15 protein-coding genes are annotated in these 19,488 nt (G+C 41.7%); 9 read left to right on the forward strand and 6 right to left on the reverse strand.

What is annotated here, in order from left to right:
• The coding region (locus tag K1X82_10670; protein ID MBX7182568.1) for a dehydrogenase at positions 1-1,796 on the reverse strand (1,796 nt) is incomplete at its 3' end.
• 293 nt (positions 1,797-2,089) lie between these two features.
• Between K1X82_10670 and K1X82_10675 the strand changes: the two genes are divergently transcribed.
• Positions 2,090-2,359: an RNA-binding protein gene (locus tag K1X82_10675; protein ID MBX7182569.1), complete on the forward strand. Its 270-nt coding sequence runs from the start codon at positions 2,090-2,092 to the stop codon at positions 2,357-2,359.
• A 99-nt stretch (positions 2,360-2,458) separates the two neighbouring features.
• Entirely contained in the window at positions 2,459-3,583 is a 1,125-nt protein-coding gene (locus K1X82_10680) for a glycosyltransferase (GenBank protein ID MBX7182570.1), read from the forward strand.
• Here K1X82_10680 and K1X82_10685 read toward each other — a convergent pair.
• Positions 3,573-6,026: a TonB-dependent receptor gene (locus K1X82_10685; GenBank protein ID MBX7182571.1), complete on the reverse strand. Its 2,454-nt coding sequence runs from the start codon at positions 6,024-6,026 to the stop codon at positions 3,573-3,575. The two genes, K1X82_10680 and K1X82_10685, sit on opposite strands and share 11 nt — an antisense overlap.
• A 699-nt stretch (positions 6,027-6,725) precedes the next feature.
• On the opposite strand from K1X82_10685, the gene K1X82_10690 reads away from it, so the two are divergent.
• On the forward strand, positions 6,726-8,168 hold the full coding sequence (locus K1X82_10690) for an LptF/LptG family permease (GenBank protein MBX7182572.1): 1,443 nt from the start codon (positions 6,726-6,728) through the stop codon (positions 8,166-8,168).
• Here K1X82_10690 and K1X82_10695 read toward each other — a convergent pair.
• The 3 genes from K1X82_10695 to K1X82_10705 are packed head-to-tail and all read right to left on the reverse strand — an operon-like array spanning position 8,165 to position 10,903.
• Entirely contained in the window at positions 8,165-8,722 is a 558-nt protein-coding gene (locus tag K1X82_10695; GenBank protein MBX7182573.1) for an HNH endonuclease, read from the reverse strand. The two genes, K1X82_10690 and K1X82_10695, sit on opposite strands and share 4 nt — an antisense overlap.
• Positions 8,723-8,755: 33 nt before the next feature.
• Entirely contained in the window at positions 8,756-10,126 is a 1,371-nt protein-coding gene (locus K1X82_10700; protein MBX7182574.1) for a GIY-YIG nuclease family protein, read from the reverse strand.
• Positions 10,127-10,129: 3 nt separating this feature from the next.
• Positions 10,130-10,903 (reverse strand): LexA family transcriptional regulator, encoded by a 774-nt coding sequence (locus tag K1X82_10705; GenBank protein MBX7182575.1) that lies wholly within the window; start codon positions 10,901-10,903, stop codon positions 10,130-10,132.
• A 65-nt stretch (positions 10,904-10,968) separates the two neighbouring features.
• On the opposite strand from K1X82_10705, the gene dinB reads away from it, so the two are divergent.
• Positions 10,969-12,117 (forward strand): DNA polymerase IV, encoded by a 1,149-nt coding sequence (gene dinB, locus K1X82_10710; GenBank protein MBX7182576.1) that lies wholly within the window; start codon positions 10,969-10,971, stop codon positions 12,115-12,117.
• A 111-nt stretch (positions 12,118-12,228) separates the two neighbouring features.
• A complete protein-coding gene (dnaE, locus tag K1X82_10715; protein ID MBX7182577.1) occupies positions 12,229-15,162 on the forward strand; it encodes a DNA polymerase III subunit alpha in 2,934 nt (977 codons plus the stop codon).
• Between the two features lie 513 nt (positions 15,163-15,675).
• Here dnaE and K1X82_10720 read toward each other — a convergent pair.
• The gene (locus K1X82_10720; GenBank protein ID MBX7182578.1) at positions 15,676-16,233 is read right to left on the reverse strand and encodes a CDP-alcohol phosphatidyltransferase family protein; all 558 of its coding nucleotides are present in this window, start codon (positions 16,231-16,233) and stop codon (positions 15,676-15,678) included.
• Positions 16,234-16,589: 356 nt separating this feature from the next.
• Here K1X82_10720 and K1X82_10725 point away from each other — a divergent pair, with 356 nt between their 5' ends.
• The 4 genes from K1X82_10725 to K1X82_10740 all read left to right on the forward strand — a co-directional run.
• Entirely contained in the window at positions 16,590-17,591 is a 1,002-nt protein-coding gene (locus K1X82_10725) for a TauD/TfdA family dioxygenase (protein MBX7182579.1), read from the forward strand.
• 9 nt (positions 17,592-17,600) lie between these two features.
• Positions 17,601-18,512, forward strand: a complete 912-nt coding sequence (locus tag K1X82_10730) for a bile acid:sodium symporter family protein (GenBank protein ID MBX7182580.1) — start codon at positions 17,601-17,603, stop codon at positions 18,510-18,512.
• 67 nt (positions 18,513-18,579) lie between these two features.
• Positions 18,580-18,999, forward strand: a complete 420-nt coding sequence (locus K1X82_10735; protein ID MBX7182581.1) for a transcriptional repressor — start codon at positions 18,580-18,582, stop codon at positions 18,997-18,999.
• 153 nt (positions 19,000-19,152) lie between these two features.
• On the forward strand, positions 19,153-19,488 hold a 336-nt coding region (locus tag K1X82_10740; protein MBX7182582.1), incomplete at its 3' end, for an ATP-binding protein.

Below are 19,488 nucleotides of genomic sequence, written 5' to 3' on the forward strand. Positions count from 1 at the left end.
GTTAAAGTATCTTCATGCAAAATCAATACTTTACCTGTTTTCTTAACAGTTTTCTCAATAGACTCCTTATCAAATGGCAACAACGAACGCAGGTCAAGAATATCGGCGGAGATTTCCGGATTTTTTTCAATCAATTCTAAAGCCCAATGAACTCCAAAACCGTAAGTAATAATACTCAGATCATTCCCTTCCTTAATCAAATTAGCTTTCCCGATTGGAATGGTATAATAGTCATCCGGCACATTGCCTGAAATACTTCGATACAATGCTTTATGTTCAAAAAACAAAACCGGATTCGGATCTTCAAAGGCCGAAAGCAGAAGACCTTTAGCATCTTCCGGACTTGAAGGGAAAACGATTTTCAAACCTGGCACATGGAAAAACCAAGCCTCATTACTTTGAGAGTGAAAAGGTCCGGCACCAACCCCTGCTCCGGTAGGCATTCGAATTACTACATCGGCATTTTGCCCCCACCTCCAGTAACTTTTTGCCAGATTATTTACAATTTGATTAAACCCACAGGTTACAAAGTCCGCAAACTGCATTTCAACCATGGCTTTCATACCATTGATAGATAAACCTAAACCTGAACCAACAATAGCGCTTTCACATAACGGAGTATTTCGGATTCTATCTTTCCCAAAAACTTCAACAAACCCTTCAGTTACCTTAAAAACTCCACCGTATTCAGCAATATCCTGCCCCATCAAAACCAAGTTGGGATGTTTTTCCAAAGCCATACGCAAACCATCACTGATGGCATTAATCAGGCGTTTGTTTGTAAAAGTACCGGATGGCTTTTTTTCTTCAAACAAAAACGGGGCATATATATCAGCTAATTCCTTTTGCGTATCCGGCACAATTTCAGGCTCACCAAATGCTACTTCGATGGCTTGTTCTATTTCCAATTTAATTTCTCGTCTATAATCCTCTTCAATACTTTCAGTTAGCAAGCCTAAGGATTTGAGCCAAGATGCATAATTTTCCAAAGGATCCTTTTGTCCCCAAATTTCAAAAAGTTCTTTAGGTACATATTTTGTTCCACTAGCTTCTTCATGGCCTCTCATACGAAAGGTCATACATTCCAACAGAACCGGTCTTGGATTAGCTCGTAAATCTTCGGCAAGAGCCTGAACGGTATTGTATACTTCCAATAAGTTATTTCCATCAATTTGGATTCCTTCTATACCATATCCAATAGCCTTATCAATAAATTGCTTACATTTAAACTGTTCCTGAGAAGGTGTGGATAAACCATATCCATTGTTTTCTATCACAAAAATTACGGGCAAATTCCAAACTGCAGCTACATTAATTGATTCATGAAAATCACCTTCACTTGCTCCACCGTCTCCTGTAAAAACAGCGGTAACTCTATTCTCATTCTTAAGTAGATGACTTAAAGCAATTCCATCCGCGATTCCTAATTGTGGACCCAAATGGGAAATCATACCTACAATATGGTGTTCTTTTGAGCCAAAATGGAAGGATCTTTCCCTACCCTTTGAAAAACCCGACTCCTTGCCCTGAAATTGAGCAAACAACTGACCCAGCTTCATCCCTCTTCCGGTAAACACACCTAAGTTACGGTGCATAGGCAGAATGTATTCGTTAGGAAGAAGAGCAGCAGTTAATCCTACCGATATGGCCTCTTGCCCAATTCCGCTAAACCATTTAGAAATTTTTCCTTGTCTCAGCAATAAGAGCATTTTCTCTTCAATCATCCTTGGTTTCAGGATGGATTTATACAAGTGTAGAAGCGTTGAATCTTCCAGTTGCTTTCTATCAAAAATCATTGGTGCGAAGGTATTTACTTTCTTTAGACAAGGTATTAGACTCCAAAAATCATAGCAAAAAAAAGACATTTCGACTCCAAAATTCCTTATTCCTTAGAAATAATTAGATTTTTTATCAATCCTTGAACAAGAAAGAATACAGATTCAAATAACTGATTTACAGGCAATTAATCCATAACAATAAGAATCAAAAGGATAAGTATAAACTAAAATATAGTTTTTTTTATGAAATAAATTTTGCTGTGTCAAGTATAATTCTACATTTGTGAAATCAATATTTTCAATTTTTACTAATGAATCTCTATATCGGAAACATTCCTTACAGGACCCGACAAAACGACCTCACTCAATTATTTTCCAACTACGGACAAGTAACATCTGCAACAATTATTACCGACAAAGTTACTGGTCGTAGTAAAGGTTTTGGCTTTGTTGACATGCCAAATGACAACGAAGCATTAGCTGCTATCGAAGCTGTTAATGGTTTGGAATTTAACGGAAGAAACCTAACAGTTAACCAAGCAAAACCAAGAGAAGAAAGACCAAGAAATTCAAGGGACTAAGCCTTTTTTTGAACGTTTTAAAGGGGAAATAGCGAAAGCTTTTTCCCCTTTGTTTTTTATATTGGAACTATTTACACCTTTGCCATTGAATTTTCAATCATGCGGATTCTTCATGTTATTCCTTCATTGCAACTGGGTGGTGCTGAAAAATTATGCCTAGAAATCTGCAAGGAACTTTCCAAAAGGCCTGGAATTGAAATAAGACTAGCCATTCTGGATAACATCATTGAACATGATATATCCTCCGTAAACTTCCCGATTATTTTTGTTGATTCCGTATTTATTCCTTCAATCCTGGGAAAGTCAGTTGTTAAACTAGATGGACTTGAAAAGCTAATTGAAGAATTTAAACCAACCGTTATTCATTCTCATTTATTTCGGGCTGAGATAAGCTCCAGGTACCATATTCACCAAGGGATTTCCTACTTTAGCCATTCACATGATAAAATGCATCAACTTAAAAAGCCATCCATTTTTGGACTTTTTAATAAGAAGAAAATTACCTTGGCATTTGAGAGAAATTGGATAAACAAGCAATATGTAGCTTGTAATAACCACTTTATTACAATTTCAGAAGATACCTACCTTTATATTAAAGAAAATATTCCCAGGTCCATTCGAAATCAGGTTTACCTTCTTCCGAACGCTGTTAATACTTCTAATTTCCAGATCAATAACAGACAATTCAATTCTAAATTCCCCAAAAACCTGATCTCTATTGGAAGCATTATTCCAATCAAAAATCACCTTTTCTTATTAAAAGTTGTACAATACCTTAACTCAATTGGGTATGAAGTAAACCTTCAGATTTTGGGTAAAGGAAGTTTAAAAGACTTTATTGAAGAAAAAGCTATTGAATTTGGTATCCAATCAAAAATAAATATTCAATCAACAACCAATTTACTACCCCATCTTAAAATTGCCGATGTTTACGTTCACTCTTGCAAACTTGAAGGATTTGGATTGGTTTTCATTGAAGCAGGTTCAGCAGGACTTCCAATTGTTACGCTTGATGGTAAAGGAAACCGTGATTTAATAAAAAATGGGATTAATGGTTTTATGTTAGAGCAGGAAGATGTAGTTAATTTTGGAAATAAAATTATGGAGGTGCTTCAATCCGAAGAAACCTATTCTCAATTTTCGGAAAATTCAAAAAAAATAGCTTCCGGATTTGATATTATCCCTTACGTTACTAAACTTCTTGATCTCTACCTTAAAAGTTAACAATCAATTTTAAATTGAGTTGTCTGCGCGTTAGGTAGTTGGGAACGGCCCATTGACTTCCATTAACATCGCTTACCCAAATATAGGAAATTACATTGTTAACCTGCAACAAATTAAATACTTCCAAACTTAACCACGCATTTTTGAAGTATTTGAGCGGGTTTTTGGGTCCAAATTTTTTCTTTCCACCCAATAGTTGTTTAGAAAATCCGATATCTACCCTGCGGTATGGTGGAATACGCAAGGTGTCTTTATATCGGTTGTAATCAGGCGGACCAAATGGCATTCCTGTTCCAAAAAGAAAATTAAGATGAACTTTCCAGGACGGGAATTTTGGAATATAATCTTGAAAAAACATATTGAAATTCAGTCGTTGATCGGTTGGCCTTGGTATGTATCCCGGATAACGAGTAACGCCCTGATCATCTACATACGAATCATTTGATAAATCTTCGGCAGTTTTCATAACACTCAGACTAATCCAACTTTCTGCACCTTTTGCCAGCTCTCCGTTCAACCTAAAATCAACTCCGGTTGCATAGCCTTTTCCGATGTTCTCTGCATAATACCGTATTCGAACATTGTCAATTTCATAAGGAACCAGGTTGTTCAATATTTTATAATAAGCCTCCATTACAAACTTAAACGGACGGTTCCAGGCCCTAAAATTGTAATCAGTTCCAACAATGAAATGGATACTTTGCTGTGCTTTAACATTGGTATGAACCTTACCATCCAAATCGCGTAACTCGCGGTAGAAAGGAGGCTGGTTATAAATTCCGGTTGATGCTCTAAACAACCAATCTCGTTTCCAGTTTCTGGGTTTAAAGGAATAATTGGCCCTTGGACTAACCAAAAACTGTTTATTCAAGTCCCAATAATTGAAGCGAACTCCTATGGTTAATGCAGAAGAAGAAGAATCATTGAATAAAAAATTATGCTGAACATAGCCCATATAACGGCTTGAAGACAAATCGGTCTTTCCTCGAATAATTCGATACACATTTACTTCATCGGATGGAGGTTGAGGTACGCTGTAATCTGCACTATCTTTATAATTCCATTCATGAATCCTGTCTTGAATCCACTCGTGTTGGTATTTTATTCCCCAATACCATTCATGACGTTTACCCAGGTTCTGTCCTTTATGTTCAGCATTCCAAATAGTAGCATCGAGGTAATTGCGGGCATGATTCAAATATCCTCCAACGCCCAGGCTAGCGGTTTTCTCTCCTAAATTATCTGAACCTAAATTATTGTCGAGCTGATCGAGGTAATATTGTCCCAAAACATCAAATGTCTCATTCTCTTGAGAATGAAATACCGACGAAATAAACTTCAACCGCAATTTATCGTTGGGTTTATAAACTGCGTAAGCTGCGCCGCTCGTAGTATTAAAGGAATTCACCTCTTGTCCGTCGAAATAAACTGTCAATTTTAGAGCTGCATTAACGGTTCCAAAAGTGCTTTCTTGAGTTTGAGGAATAAACCGATACTTATTGCTGGTATAATTTCCTAAGATGTTAAATTCCCATTTATCACTAATATCGTAACTTAGCAAAGCTTGAAAATCCTGAAAAACCGGGAAATAGGCACCTTTGGTATTAGTTGCTGCCAGCACATATTTATTACTCCGGTAGCGATAACCCGCCAAAAATCGCAGGCGATGATTTTTTGTTGCCCCTTCCACATAAGCTGATCCACCCAATAAAGTAGCCTGAAATCCTGCCCCAAATTTGCTTGGCTTTTTATATTGAATATCCAACACGCTGCTCATTTTGTCTCCATATTTTGCTGCAAAACCGCCTGCCGAAAACTTAACACCTTGCACCAAATCAGGATTTATAAAACTCAATCCTTCCTGTTGACCCGAGCGTACCAAAAACGGACGATAAACCTCTACATCATTTATATAGACCAGATTTTCATCGTAATTTCCTCCCCTGACATTGTATTGCGAACTCAATTCATTGTTGGAACTAACTCCGGGCAATGTTTTTATTAAACTTTCCAAACTACCGCCCGGTGTAGGAATAACCCCTGCATTGATAATGTCAATTGATTTCATTCCGCCACCACGTTCCCCTTTATCCTCATAAAGCAATTCGGTTAATACATTACCTTTGGGTTTAATAACCAAATCCAGCTTATACTTTTCATTCTCTTTCAGTTTGATTTCGAAGGAGTTAGGAGCAAATCCCAGGCGAGAAATGGAAATTGTAATTTTTTGATTGGCAGGCACTTCTAAACTAAAATAGCCTTCAGCATCGGAAGCAGTGCCATATTGGGTACCTAAAATTGCAATATTTGCAGCATCAACCGGAGTGTTAAGCGAATCGGTGAGGCGGCCAAACACGGTGGCAGTTTGAGCGAATGATAGAGAAGTTGCTAATACAACAAGCCCAACAACAACGAGGCATTTAAATAGATAAGTAGGGGTCAACTTGATAGAAATTCGAGTAGAAGTTGGCTATGCTTTTTTGAATTGGGTTGCAAAGTAACTAAAAAGCATTCAAATTATTTTGAAAGATGCGAATTATTCGATTTCCTGTCCTGCATTTCTGCTAAAGTGTCCATTAATTCTTCACCATAGACATTTTTAAGAGTGATAATTTGGCGGGTCCCTTCGCATAAAGAGTTCATTTCATCCAATCTGTTATTAGGCTCAGGTCGGGCTATCCGCTGCAAGTCCTCACCCGAAAGTGTTCGGGTTGTGGGCTTTCCGCTTCTATCCCTACCCGGGAGTGAGTGCAAAAAACAACTTATCCTGTTCTACCCAAAATACAGTTAAACAACTACTAATCAAGCATTTGACACGAACAAACACTTCTTAGAAGAACAGCATTTTGGGCTTGCACCCTCGGGCAACGATAGAGGCAAGTAGCCCACAGGACACCGACGGCGATAGCCTAGGGGGACGAGGACTACAGCCGATAGCGTGACCCGAACGCCCATACCGGAAGTCAGGAATTTGCATACAGCCAGATAGGCGGAGGGGGCCCGCCAAATAGAAAAAAAACAAATATCCATTCCTATAAACCAGAAAGAAAAGGCCTTTACGCATGGTGGTTTCATAAAAATTGTTTTGAGGCTTTGGTTCTTCAACCTGACCATTACCTTTGGCCAAACAAAACGAACACAGGTGTACCGGCTCTATAAACTCATGTTAGGTTCTTACATTGGACCGTTTCTGGTGACCTTTTTTATAGCGGTTTTTGTACTTCTGATGCAGTTTGTATGGCTTTACATTGACGATTTGGTGGGTAAAGGACTGGAGTGGTACATTATTGGCGAATTTTTATTTTACACCTCGGTTACCCTTATACCGATGGCCTTGCCACTAGCTATTTTACTATCGTCGCTTATGACTTTTGGCAACCTGGCTGAACACTATGAACTGGTAGCGTTTAAAGCGGCCGGAGTTTCGCTTCGAAAGGTAATGTCACCGCTGATTTTAGTGGCTTTTATGACAAGTATTTCCGCATTTTTCTTTGCAAACAACATTCTGCCCTGGGCCAAACTGAAAATGGGTTCCATGCTATATGACATCCGGAACAAGCGCCCGGCAATTGATATCAGGCCAGGATTTTTTTATTATGGGATACAGAATTATGTGATACGTGCACAAGGAAAAAGTGAAGACGGAAAAACCTTGTTTGGATTAATGCTATATGATCACCAGCGCCACGATGGAAACAAGAAAGTGATTTTAGCGAGGAAGGCAAAAATTGAGACAGACAATACAAAAGGCTATTTAACTATGACTTTGTTTGACGGTTACAGTTATGATGAAACCGCCAGCAATAACAAAGACAACCAAAAGGAGGCATACCCTTTAACCCGTAGTAATTTCAAGGAATATGCCATACGATTTGACATATCGCCATTTAAGATGGAGCGAACCGATGAAGGTTTATTCAGGGATAATTACCAGATGATGAATGTGTGGCAATTGTTGAAAAACAGTGATTCGCTTCAAAAAAAATTGAATATTAGGTATCAGGAAGTTGGGAATAATTTACAAAACAATTTTGCCTATTTGAATCCACACCGGCAAAACGGGTTGAGTAAACAAAAGGAAAAGGTTGGTTTACCCAAGGCTGATGTTTTATCGAATTTTGATAGGCTGTCGCAGGGGAAGATTTTAGAGGCGTCGATTAGTTTAGCACGGAGCAATTTAACTTATATTAAATCCAACAAGGACGATTTTGATGGGAGGAGCAAGCTTATTAACAAGCATTACATTGAGTTGCATCGGAAATTCACTTTAAGTATTGCATGTTTGGTATTATTCTTTATTGGGGCACCTTTGGGAGCCATCATCAAGAAAGGCGGATTGGGATTACCGATAGTAGTTTCGACTATCATATTCATCTTTTTTCATATCATAACCATTTCAATGGAGAAGACGGTTAAGGAAGGAAGTGCGGATCCATTGTGGGGAATGTGGACCCCCACTTTGATATTTTTACCAATTGGAATCTTTTTAACTATTAAGGCAACATCTGATTCCATTTTATTTGATGTTGAAACCTACCTGAAGCCATTTATTAGGTATGCAAACAATCGAAAGCTATTGGATTAATCTATTTTTTTATTTAAATCATTCAAACTGGCAGTAGGACCAAACATTTCGAGGGAGCGTTTATTATAGGCTTTAGCTGCTGCAAGAGGTGTTTTGAAAATGCCGATTACGATGGGTTTACCTTCGTCGTAAATAATTGCTTTGTAGCGTTTAGGTCCTTCGGTTACAACTCCTCTATAACCTGAATCACCACCTACATTTTTCTGATTTCTTCGAAGTTGATTCATGGTAACCCATTCCAGGTTTTCGAGACGGCAATCGAGGGGGTTTTTATTTTTGAAATGCACGAAGACCTTTTTTCCGGATTTCACCAGAGGTTTATCGATAAAGTTTTCGGCCAGGTGTTTGTGGATATAGATTGTTTCAGAGGAAGCCATTCCGCGCACCGATTTAAGCCGTTGAAAAAAGGCATAGCCGTTGGAATGCGCCCTGAGGTGTTCGAGCAGTTGAATGGCTTGAAAATATTTATTACCAACGATGGCTTTATAGCCTTTCTCATCGAGAATGAGGTGAGCATCTTTGTTGGTTAATTTAATTTGGTAGGCAGTTTCCACTGGTACAAAAATAGAAAGGATTTATTCTAAAAGTTAGAGGATGGGTTTGATTTTATTCCATCCATTTTGTCGAATCCAGCCTCGCAATAGTTCATTGGCATCGGGGAAGTTGAATTCGGTATGTATGATAGCCTTTAAATCGTCCAATCCGGCAATTGGGGTATGTGTATCTACATAAGCATAACCGGCATAGTGGTGGTTTTCGACAAGCACAATGGTACGTTCATCCATTCCACGTCCGCGATCAACCAGAATAAAGGTAGGGTACGGAAAATTAAATTCCGCCAGTACTCGTTTGGCACGAATGGAATAGTCGATAGGATCTTCTTCGCCGGCACAGATTCCGTTGCATTGTTTGATATGGTGATTAAAGCAAATGGCCCCTTCATCGGTGAGGTGGCAGTAGCTTAGACAAAGCGTATGTTCTTCGATCCAGCGATTGAGTTTTTCGCGGGCGCCGGTATAATTGGGAAAGAATTGGAGAGGCGCTTTTGCCTGACTGGCATCTACGATTTGGAAGTGTACAATTCCGTCCTTTTCCCAGGTATCGATAGCATGAGAAAACTCTTCTGCTTTGCGCAAACGATTGAATTTGGGTTTATGCTTTTTGATTTCGGCGGATTCCATGAGCAAGGCCAGCAATTCGCTCCCTGTTTCCACATAATCCACATCCATCAATTCGGCCAGCATTTTTTTGTGTTTAGCCTCATTGGAGCCAAAATGCTGCATGGCCCGTTGATACATGTTCCGGCTTTTACCTACGTAAATAATCTCTTTATCCTGGTTTAGAAAGTAATACACCCCACATTCTTCGGGCAGTTTTTTGAGGATGTAGTCTTTGATGGCATCCACCTTTCGGGCCATCAGTTTTTCTACGCCTTGGTTTTTGAATTGGGGGTGATTGGATTTAACCTGCAACAATAAATCGAAAAGTTTGACGGTAGCCTCGGCATCGCCAAGGGCTCGGTGGCGGTCGTACACCTCAATACCCAGGGACTCGCAGAGTTTACCCAGGCTGTAAGAGCGTAACCCGGGAATCAGTTTCCGGCTTAACCGAACCGTACACAAGGTTTCACGGCGGTATTTGTATCCGAGTGAGCGAAATTCATCCTGCACAAAGCTGTAATCAAAACCTACGTTATGAGCTACAAAAATGGCGTCTTCTGTGAGTTCCAGCACCTTTTTAGCAATTTGGGGAAAGGTAGGCGCATCGGACACCATCTCGTTGGTAATGCCCGAAATACGGGTAAAATAAGACGATATATGACATTCCGGGTTTACCAGGGTGCTGTAACGTTCTACCACTTGCAAGCCATCGTGCACCAGGATAGCAATTTCGATAATTCGTCCCTTCCTCAGTTCGAATTTGCTTCCACAGGTTTCGATATCAATGATGGCAAACAAGGCTTAGATACGTTTTTGGATTTCCTTTACTTCCACCTGCAGGCTGTGCAGCATGGATAGAATGCTTTCCGGATTCAGTTCTTCGGCTTTGTACGGACCAATATTGATGGCGCAGGTGTATTCCCACAGTTCCAGCACTTCTTCAGCAGATACGGTATACGTGCGGTAAGCCTTGTTATCGGAATGCAGGTATAAGGTAGAAGGATTGTTTTTATCGGTTTCGATGCGTTTGTACACAAAGCCATCACTTTTGGTCACTACGATATAGGTAGCCTTGTCTTTTAACTCCGACAAACTTTCGACATAGCGTGCCACCACATAGCTGCCATCGCGCAGGGGAGGCATGGAATCGCCAATGATGGGAAAGGCGCGGTGCTTACCGGTGGGCACGAAGGGCAGTTTCATGCTGAGGAGTTGTTCGATGAATTCCGGATCGGCATAACCACCCACATAACCGGCCCTAGCCTTGATGGGCACCACTTCGATGAGATCTTTGCCATCTTTATCAACCAGGATGGGAAAAAGTAAGCGGTTTTCGCCCACTTTAATCAAATCCTGAGGTTGTTCTACTTTGCGTAAATCGGCATTGACGAGGGCATCAATTGAAACATGAAAATGCTTGGATAATTTGCGCAGCATCTCGATGGGAGGTTCGCTACGGCCTTCTTCGTACGAGCCTATGCGGGAGCGGTTAACGTTAAGCGCTTCGGCCAGTGCTTCCTGGCTTTGATTTTGTAACTTCCTGAGGTAGGCTATGTTAGACGCAATGTTTTCCATTTGCTACAATTTTCAGCAAACATAAGCCATTTTTTGTAGCAATCTTTGCAAAACGAAAATTTTTTATGCCCATCGATCGCACCATAGTCCATTTTGACCTCGATACCTTCTTTGTTTCGGTGGAGCGGCTAAAGGATAGTTCCCTGATCGGAAAGCCTGTGATTGTGGGCGGGAGTGGCGATCGGGGTGTGGTAGCATCTTGTAGTTACGAGTGTCGGAAATTTGGGGTTCATGCGGCTATGCCCGGACGATTGGCCAAGCAACTTTGTCCGGATGCCATTTTTATTCGTGGCGATATGGACCAATATTCCAAGTATTCCAATTTGGTTACCGAAATCATCGAGGCCAAGGCCCCCGTGGTAGAAAAGGCCAGCATTGACGAGCACTACCTGGACATTTCAGGTATGGATAAATTTTTCGGTTCGGCGTTATGGACCAAGGAGCTGCGGGAGACGATTATCAAAGAAACAGGGTTGCCGATTTCGTACGGACTTTCCATCAACAAAACGGTAGCCAAGGTTGCCACCGGAACGGCCAAACCCAATGGTGCCAAGGTGGTAGATTACGGATTGGAGAAGGGATTTTTGAGTCCCTTACCCATCCAGAAAATTCCGGGCATAGGCGAAAAAACCAGCAATACCTTGCGCAACATGGGGGTGCAGCGCATAGGTACCGTGCAGGAAATGCCCATCGAACTTTTACAGAGGACATTTGGTGAAAACGGAACGGGTATTTGGCGCAAGTGCAATGCCATTGATTTTACGCCGGTTGAACCCTACCGCGAGCAAAAAAGTATGAGTACGGAAGAAACTTTTCATCAGGACACAACCGACATGACCATTTTGCGCAACACCTTAATTATGATGGTAGACAAGCTTTGTTTCGAGTTGCGCTCCCAGCGGCGGGTTACGGGCTGTATCACCCTTAAAATACGTTATACCGATTTTGAAACCCATACCTTTCAAAGCCGAATAGCCTATACCGCCTCCGACCATATTTTGATTGAAAAAGCCTTGGAACTGTTCCAGAAAAATTATTCCCGACGGATTTTGATACGGCTCATCGGCATCAAATTCAGTCACCTGGTTTCGGGATTCAACCAAATTAGTTTGTTTGACGATACCGCCCACACCATTGGTTTATACCAGGCCATGGATAAGATGCGACGACGGTTTGGAATTCAGGCCGTGATGCGATGTATAGGTATTAGCTAAGCACCTAACAGCGCTTTCAGTCCTATCCCCTGCCCTATCCTGCCCATTTCCATTAATTCATTATTTAATTTAAATAAACTACCTTATTATATTATTTTAAAGCAAGTTAAAATGATCTTAAATGCACACAGCTATTACAGTTTACGGTATGGCACCTTGTCGGTTCCGGAGTTGGTTGATTACCTAATCAGCCATGGGTATACAGAGGCTGTTTTGACCGACATCAATAACTCATCGGGTTGTTTGGAATTTGTAAAGGCAGCAGGAGAAAAAGGATTACGGGCCTTGGTAGGCATGGAATTTAAAGAGGAGAAAACCCATTATATTGCCATTGCCCAAAACGAAGAAGGCTTCAGGGAAATAAACGAACTAAGGAGCTATTGCAACCTGGAACAAAAGCCCCTGCCCAAACGTCCGGTATTTCAACAAGCCTTTGTAGTGTATCCCCTGGGAAAGATGAATCTGCCCGCCTTGCAGCCCAACGAGTTTATCGGCATTCCTCCCCACGCACTCAATAAACTGGTATCGATTCCCCGCCGGTATTTCAACAAATTGGTCATACTTCAAAGCCTTACCTTCCGGGATGGAAAAGGATACGAAATCCATCGCAAACTAAGAGCGGTGGGCGAAACCAAGCTTTTGTCGCAGCTGCAGCCCGACGATGTAGCTCATCCCGACGAGTACCTGGTACCACAGAGCAGGCTTTTGGAGCGCTTCGAAGCCTATCCCGAGTTGGTAGAAAACACACGAAAGCTATTGGCAAATTGCCGTTTCACCTTCGATTTCAAAGAGCATAAAAACAAGAAAACCTTTACCCATTCGGAGGAGGAAGACAAGCGCATGTTGGAAAAACTGGCCTGGGAAGGTTTTGCCCAACGCTACGGCTCCGACAACCGGGTAGCCCGGTCCAGGGTAGAAAAAGAACTGAAAATCATCAACGAATTAGGTTTTAACGCCTATTTTCTAATCGCCTGGGACATTATACGCTTCTCCATGTCGAAAGGAATTTACCATGTAGGACGAGGCAGTGGGGCCAACAGCATCGTATCCTATTGCATTCGCATTACCGATGTAGATCCCATTGAACTCGACCTGTATTTCGAGCGCTTTTTAAACCCCAAGCGCAAGTCTCCACCCGATTTCGACATCGACTATTCGTGGAAAGACCGGGATTTGATTCACCACTACATTTTCCGCAAGTACGGCAGGCGACATGCGGCTTTGCTAGGTACTATGAATACGTTTAAAGACAGTTCCATCATTCGGGAACTGGGCAAAATTTATGGCTTACCCAAGGTTGATATCGACCGCATGGTAGACGAGCCCAATTCCCCCCTGAACAATACCGAATTATGCCAAACCGTACTATCCTACTACGAAAGCATTGCCGACTTTCCCAACATACGCTCCATCCATGCCGGCGGGGTTTTGATTACCGAAAAGCCCATTACCTGTTTTGTAGCCCTGGATTTACCGCCCAAGGGCTTTCCTACCGTGCAATTCGACATGTACACCGCCGAAGATGTAGGGCTCGACAAACTGGACATTTTGAGTCAGCGCGGAATTGGCCATATCAAGGAAGCGGCCGAAATCATCCTGGAAAACCGGGGCGAAGAAGTAGATGTGTTCGATGTAGAACGCTTCAAGCGGGATATGAAAATCAATGCCTATTTAAAACAGGGCGACAGCATCGGTTGTTTTTACATTGAGTCGCCGGCCATGCGAGGTTTGCTAAAGAAGTTGCATTGTTCCGATTACCTCACGTTGGTAGCAGCTAGTTCGATTATACGTCCGGGAGTAGCCAAATCGGGCATGATGCGGGCCTACATTTCGCGTTTTCACGACCCCGGCAGCACGGTATACCTGCATCCGGTGATGGAAGAGCAGTTGCGCGAAACCTATGGCGTAATGGTGTACCAGGAAGATGTACTAAAAATTGGTCACCATTTCGGGGGATTGGATCTGGCCGATGCCGATGTATTGCGGCGCATGATGAGCGGAAAAGGCCGAAACAAAAAGCATTTAGAGGAAATTGAAGACAAATTTTTCGGAAATACCAGGGCCAAGGGATACGACCCCGATGTAGCAAGGGAGGTGTGGCGGCAGATTGAATCCTTTGCCGGTTACAGCTTCAGCAAGGCCCACAGCGCCAGTTATGCCGTAGAAAGCTACCAGAGTTTGTTTTTAAAAACCTATTACCCGGTAGAGTTTATGGTGGCAGTAATCAACAATTTCGGCGGCTTTTACCAACGTTGGGTGTACATCAACGAGGCACGAAAGTTGGGGGCTACCATCCATTTGCCCTGTGTGAACCATAGCCGTTATTTTACCTGTGTGTATGGCAAGGAGGTTTACTTGGGTTTTGTGCACCTGCGCAGTCTGGAACAGAAACTGGCCGAGGAGTTGGAAAAGGAGCGCAGCCTACATGGACCATTTCGTAGTCTGGAAGATTTTGTGTTGCGACTCAGGCCCGGCATTGAGCAGCTTTGTTTGCTCATCCGCATCGATGCCTTCCGCGATTTGGGGCAGAACAAGAAAAACCTATTGTGGGAGGCTCATAGCTTGTTGGGCACCCGAAAAAAAGAAGAAGTCCGGGATGTCCTATTTTCCGAGCCGGCCCAAACCTACACCTTGCCCGATTTCCGCAGCGATGCCATTGAAAACGCTTACGACGAGATGGAATTATTGGGATTTACGGTGAGTGTAAGCGAGTTCGACTTATTGGTTACCCGTTTCAGGGGTGAGGTAATGGCCAAGGATTTGATGAAGCACATAGGCAAGATGGTGAGGATGGTAGGCAATTACGTTACCAACAAACCGGTGCGCACGGTAAAAGGCAGTTTGATGGCTTTTGGAACATTTCTGGATGCCAATGGCGATTTTTTCGACACCACGCATTTTCCGCCCGGGTTGGCGAGTTATCCGTTTCGGGGACGGGGTTGCTATTTGCTCCTGGGCAAGGTGGTGGAAGAATTTGGCTTTCCGAGTGTGGAGGTGGAAAAAATGGCCAAGTTGCCGATTAAAGGAAACCCAAAGGTGGAGTAAAGAAGATGCTAAAAGTTTAAAAATCAAAGTTTAAAGCAAGAAGAAAAGCCTATGAAGTAAGCCTTTCAATTTTTAATTCTTCATTTTTATTTTTTTCAGGCGGGTCCCTTTTCGGCCACAACAAGAACCGGATAACCGAGCAATTGTACAAGGCCGAAAAGGTCGCGCTATCGCCCATACTCCGCGGCAGGCTTCGTTATCACTGCGCCTACCTTGCGGGGTATTTGGCTCTATCGCTACCCGGGGTGCTCCGAACAGGCAGTGGTAGGAAAATTGGGCAGGGATATTTCAAAAAAATAAAAATAACTAGCTTAATTAAAAGCCAACTTCAAATCCAAAAATTGAAAAAAAAGGCAAACAGGCCAAAAGCGATAACTCAGCCCCCGTGAGGGATTGAGCGTGATACCCCACATGACGACCGCAACAAAGTGGAGGGCGGACGAGGAGTATCAGGGAAAGCCCGACCCTGAAGCTGCCCGGTAAATGCCAATTACATAGGATAAGGGATTATAATTAGCCCTGTTTTCGAAGTTTCAGAGCAGCAAATAGGCCTTTAACATCGCTTTGCCAGGTGGGCAAAATGGCAATCATAACTACCTCTTCTAGCAATTGTACAGCTGTATTAATCAAGGCTATATAAAAAGCTATTTCAAGTATTTCTTGATAAAAAAAAGCTGATAACAAAAAAATGCTTTGCATAAAAGCGGCTAGTTTGGCGAGGTAGGTATGAAAGCCGGTTACTTTCTTATATTTCCAAAGGGCAAAGAAGGTTTGAATTAAGTAAAGCAAAGTAATACCTACACATTCGATCCAACGGTAGGCAAAAAAATCGGGCAAATAAACCACCAAACCTATAATACCAACCAAAACCGTCATATCGTCGCCAAGGGAATCGAGGCGAGCACCGAGAATGCTAAATACCTTGTAACGGCGGGCTAGCCAACCATCGATTAAATCGGTCAAAAAGCTAACCAGCAAAAGCCATTGAAACAAAGGCCATTGTTTCAGCCAAATCAATACCAACAAAATCGGGGCAGCAACAATTCGATACAGAGTAATCAGGTTCACCAATTGAGCAGCCCAACCAAATGAAAACAACAGACCAATTTGATCAAAATCTTTAACCTGACGAATAGACCGTATTTTATCTATCAAAGCCTGTCCTTTCTCCTTCATTCGAGATTGAAATCGTCGTGTATTGGCTAACAACTTTTGACGGCGATTCATACCACCTTTGCGTGCAGAACTTTGTTTACGGCGACGTGATACCATGTTTTACCAAACCAAAAGTAGGCAATAACCAAAGCCAAATGCTGATATTCATCAAACAGGGAATTGATTTTACACCACAGTAACAAGCAATTTAAGTTTTGCTATATTTGTGCAAGGTGAAAACACAATTTATTGATACCTACTCCCAGCCACTTGTGGTTATTCCGGAAACGAATCGAAGTTTGGAAAGGCTATTAGAGATTATCCAAAGCAATCAGGACGAATTAACTCAGCACTTATACAAACATGGTGCGGTATTATTTCGTGGATTCGAAGTAGAAACGGCCCAGGACTTTGAGAAGGTGGCCCAGAGCTTAGATCCCGATTTAAAGAACGATTATTTGGGCACTTCACCCAGGGACCAGGTTGAAGGAACCAATTTCGTATTTACAGCCAGCGAATTGCCCAACTTTTACCCCATTATGCAGCATTGTGAAATGAGTTTTCTGCCTCATCCTCCCAAAAAGCTGTTCTTCTATTGCCACACTGCTCCAAGCTATGGAGGCGAAACACCTATTTGCGATTTCAGGAAAGTGTACAACGACTTAAATCCTGAAATAAGAGCCGAGTTTGAGCGCAAAGGAGTGATGACAGTACGAAATTATGCAGGTCCGGGGAAGAAAAGCAGGTTTAACCTATTTGAGCTTAAAAGTTGGGAGCAGATGTTTCTGACTACCAATAAAGCTGAAGTTACCAAAAAATGCAAGGAAAATGGCATAGCACTCGAATGGCTACCGGAAGATAGGTTGCGATTGATTACTCGAACACCTGCTATGCTTACCCATCCAGTAACCGGAAACAAAGCATGGTTTAATCACACCCAAGTTTTCCATGTAGCTGCTTCAGTGTACGAATATTCACATATTTCAAAAAGACAAAAGCGCTGGAAAACAATAGGTTTTAATCTTTTATCTAAACTATTGGTCAAGCTAAAAAAATCAACTCCGTCTATGGACCAAAGTATGCAGGTATTATTTGGTGATGGGAGTGAAATTCCGGATAGTTACGTTCAACATTTAGAAGAAGTAATCTGGAAAAACATGTCCATTTATTCCTGGCAAAAAGGGGATGTAATCGTCATAGACAATTTCAGCACTTCCCATGGACGCTTACCATACGAAGGGAAACGAGATATTTGGGTTTGTTGGAGTGCATAATCCTTTAGCATGGAGAACCTAGATTCCTTACACATCAATTTTAGTCCGGGCAGTTTATGGGTATTAAATGCCATTTTGGGCTTCATCATGTTTGGGGTGGCATTGGACTTAGAGAAGAATGATTTTGTTTTATTGGCAAAAAATTGGAAATCGGCCTTAGTGGGCTTGTTTTCACAGTATATTTTATTGCCTTTTACAACGTATTTATTGGTCATGGCGCTACAACCTTCACCGGGTTTGGCGTTGGGCATGTTTTTGATAGCTGCTTGTCCGGTAGGCAATGTAACCAACCTGATTACCAAAGTTTCAAATGGCAATGTTGCATTATCAATTGGATTATCTTCCACTGCACATTTATTGGCGGCATTTGTATTGCCGATAAACTTTGCCATCTATGGGAGTCTTTATCCACCCACTTCCATGCTGATGAGACAAGTAAATGTTGATGGACAAGAAATGGCATTGACTGTGTTTTTAATTATAGCAACGCCCTTACTTCTAGGATTGTTATCAAAAATATATCTCCCTCGTTTTGTGCAATTTAGCAAAGCTTGGTTCAACCGATTATCAATGTTGTTTTTAATCTTTTTCATTTTAGCGGCTTTTGCCAGCAATGCGAAGGTTTTGGTTGAGAACGTCCGGCATGTAGCTTTGTTGGTTGTTGCTCAAAACAGCTTGGCATTGGGTGGAGGATGGCTATTGGGAAAACTTTTCCGACTACCTGAACCGGATGTTAGGACAGTGACTATTGAAAGCGGGATACACAATTCAGGGTTAGGATTGTTTTTAATTTTTCAGTTTTTTAATGGCAACGGCAGTATGGCTTTAATTGCGGTATGTTGGGGTGTATGGCATTTAATTAGCGGTTGGGTTCTAGCCTGGTATTGGGGAAAACGGATTCCAATTCAACCATTGAAATAAGGTAGCATCCAAATAGAATGAGTGGAAAGCTAATGACGTTAAGAGTTTGATTACTTTTGCAGAGATTATGGCATGGGCAACCGACATATTAAAGCAACATGGCTTAAAGAAAACCGAAGCAAGAATTACGGCATTGGAATATTTAAAGTCCAAAAACTCGGCTGTTTCCCACAACGATTTGGAAGATGCCATGGGCAAAAGCACTGATAGGGTTACCTTATACCGCATATTAAAAACCTTTGAAGAGAAAGGAATAATACATGCCATTTTAGGTCAAAAGAACGGTACCCAATATGCGCTATGTCACGATTGCACAGAGCATTACCATACGGACAATCATATGCATTTTAATTGCAATCAATGCCACCAAATGTACTGCATAGAGCATGTTCACATTACGAACCCAGAATTACCTTCAGGATACAGGATTCAGAGCCTCCAGTTAATCGCGGAAGGCATTTGCCAGGAATGCAGCAAGAAGGCATAAAATCCTTGGTCGGAATTTAGCCTTCCCTTTCCACATTTCCTATCTTTTTTTATCCACATAGTTTTATTTTTTTGTTGAAAAATCAACGCTTACTTTCCCATATCCAAGGCCATTTGGAAGTAAATTCGCAATCTATTTTTACAACGTAAAATAATGTCAGAAAACTTGGAAGAAAATGTAAAAAAATCGGATTATGGTGCAGATAGCATTCAGGTCCTTGAAGGCTTAGAAGCAGTAAGAAAACGTCCAGCGATGTACATAGGTGACATCGGGGTTAAGGGATTACATCATTTGGTTTATGAAGTGGTAGACAACTCCATTGACGAGGCGTTGGCCGGTCATTGTAAAAACATCACTGTAACAATCAACGAGAACAACTCCATTACTGTATTGGATGATGGTAGGGGTATTCCGGTAGACATGCATGCCAAGGAGAAAAAATCAGCTTTGGAGGTTGTAATGACGGTGTTGCATGCCGGTGGTAAATTT

The sequence above is a fragment of the Bacteroidia bacterium genome, from assembly GCA_019695265.1.
GTDB lineage: Bacteria > Bacteroidota > Bacteroidia > JAIBAJ01 > JAIBAJ01 > JAIBAJ01.

Bases quoted from the DNA above. Each gene is read 5' to 3' on its own strand.
- K1X82_10675 (MBX7182569.1), top strand. From the start codon at position 2,090: ATGAATCTCTATATCGGAAACATTCCTTACAGGACCCGACAAAACGAC.
- K1X82_10705 (MBX7182575.1), bottom strand. From the start codon at position 10,903: ATGGAAAACATTGCGTCTAACATAGCCTACCTCAGGAAGTTACAAAAT.
- K1X82_10735 (MBX7182581.1), top strand. From the start codon at position 18,580: ATGGCATGGGCAACCGACATATTAAAGCAACATGGCTTAAAGAAAACC.
- dinB (MBX7182576.1), top strand. From the start codon at position 10,969: ATGCCCATCGATCGCACCATAGTCCATTTTGACCTCGATACCTTCTTT.
- K1X82_10730 (MBX7182580.1), top strand. From the start codon at position 17,601: ATGGAGAACCTAGATTCCTTACACATCAATTTTAGTCCGGGCAGTTTA.
- K1X82_10680 (MBX7182570.1), top strand. From the start codon at position 2,459: ATGCGGATTCTTCATGTTATTCCTTCATTGCAACTGGGTGGTGCTGAA.
- dnaE (MBX7182577.1), top strand. From the start codon at position 12,229: ATGATCTTAAATGCACACAGCTATTACAGTTTACGGTATGGCACCTTG.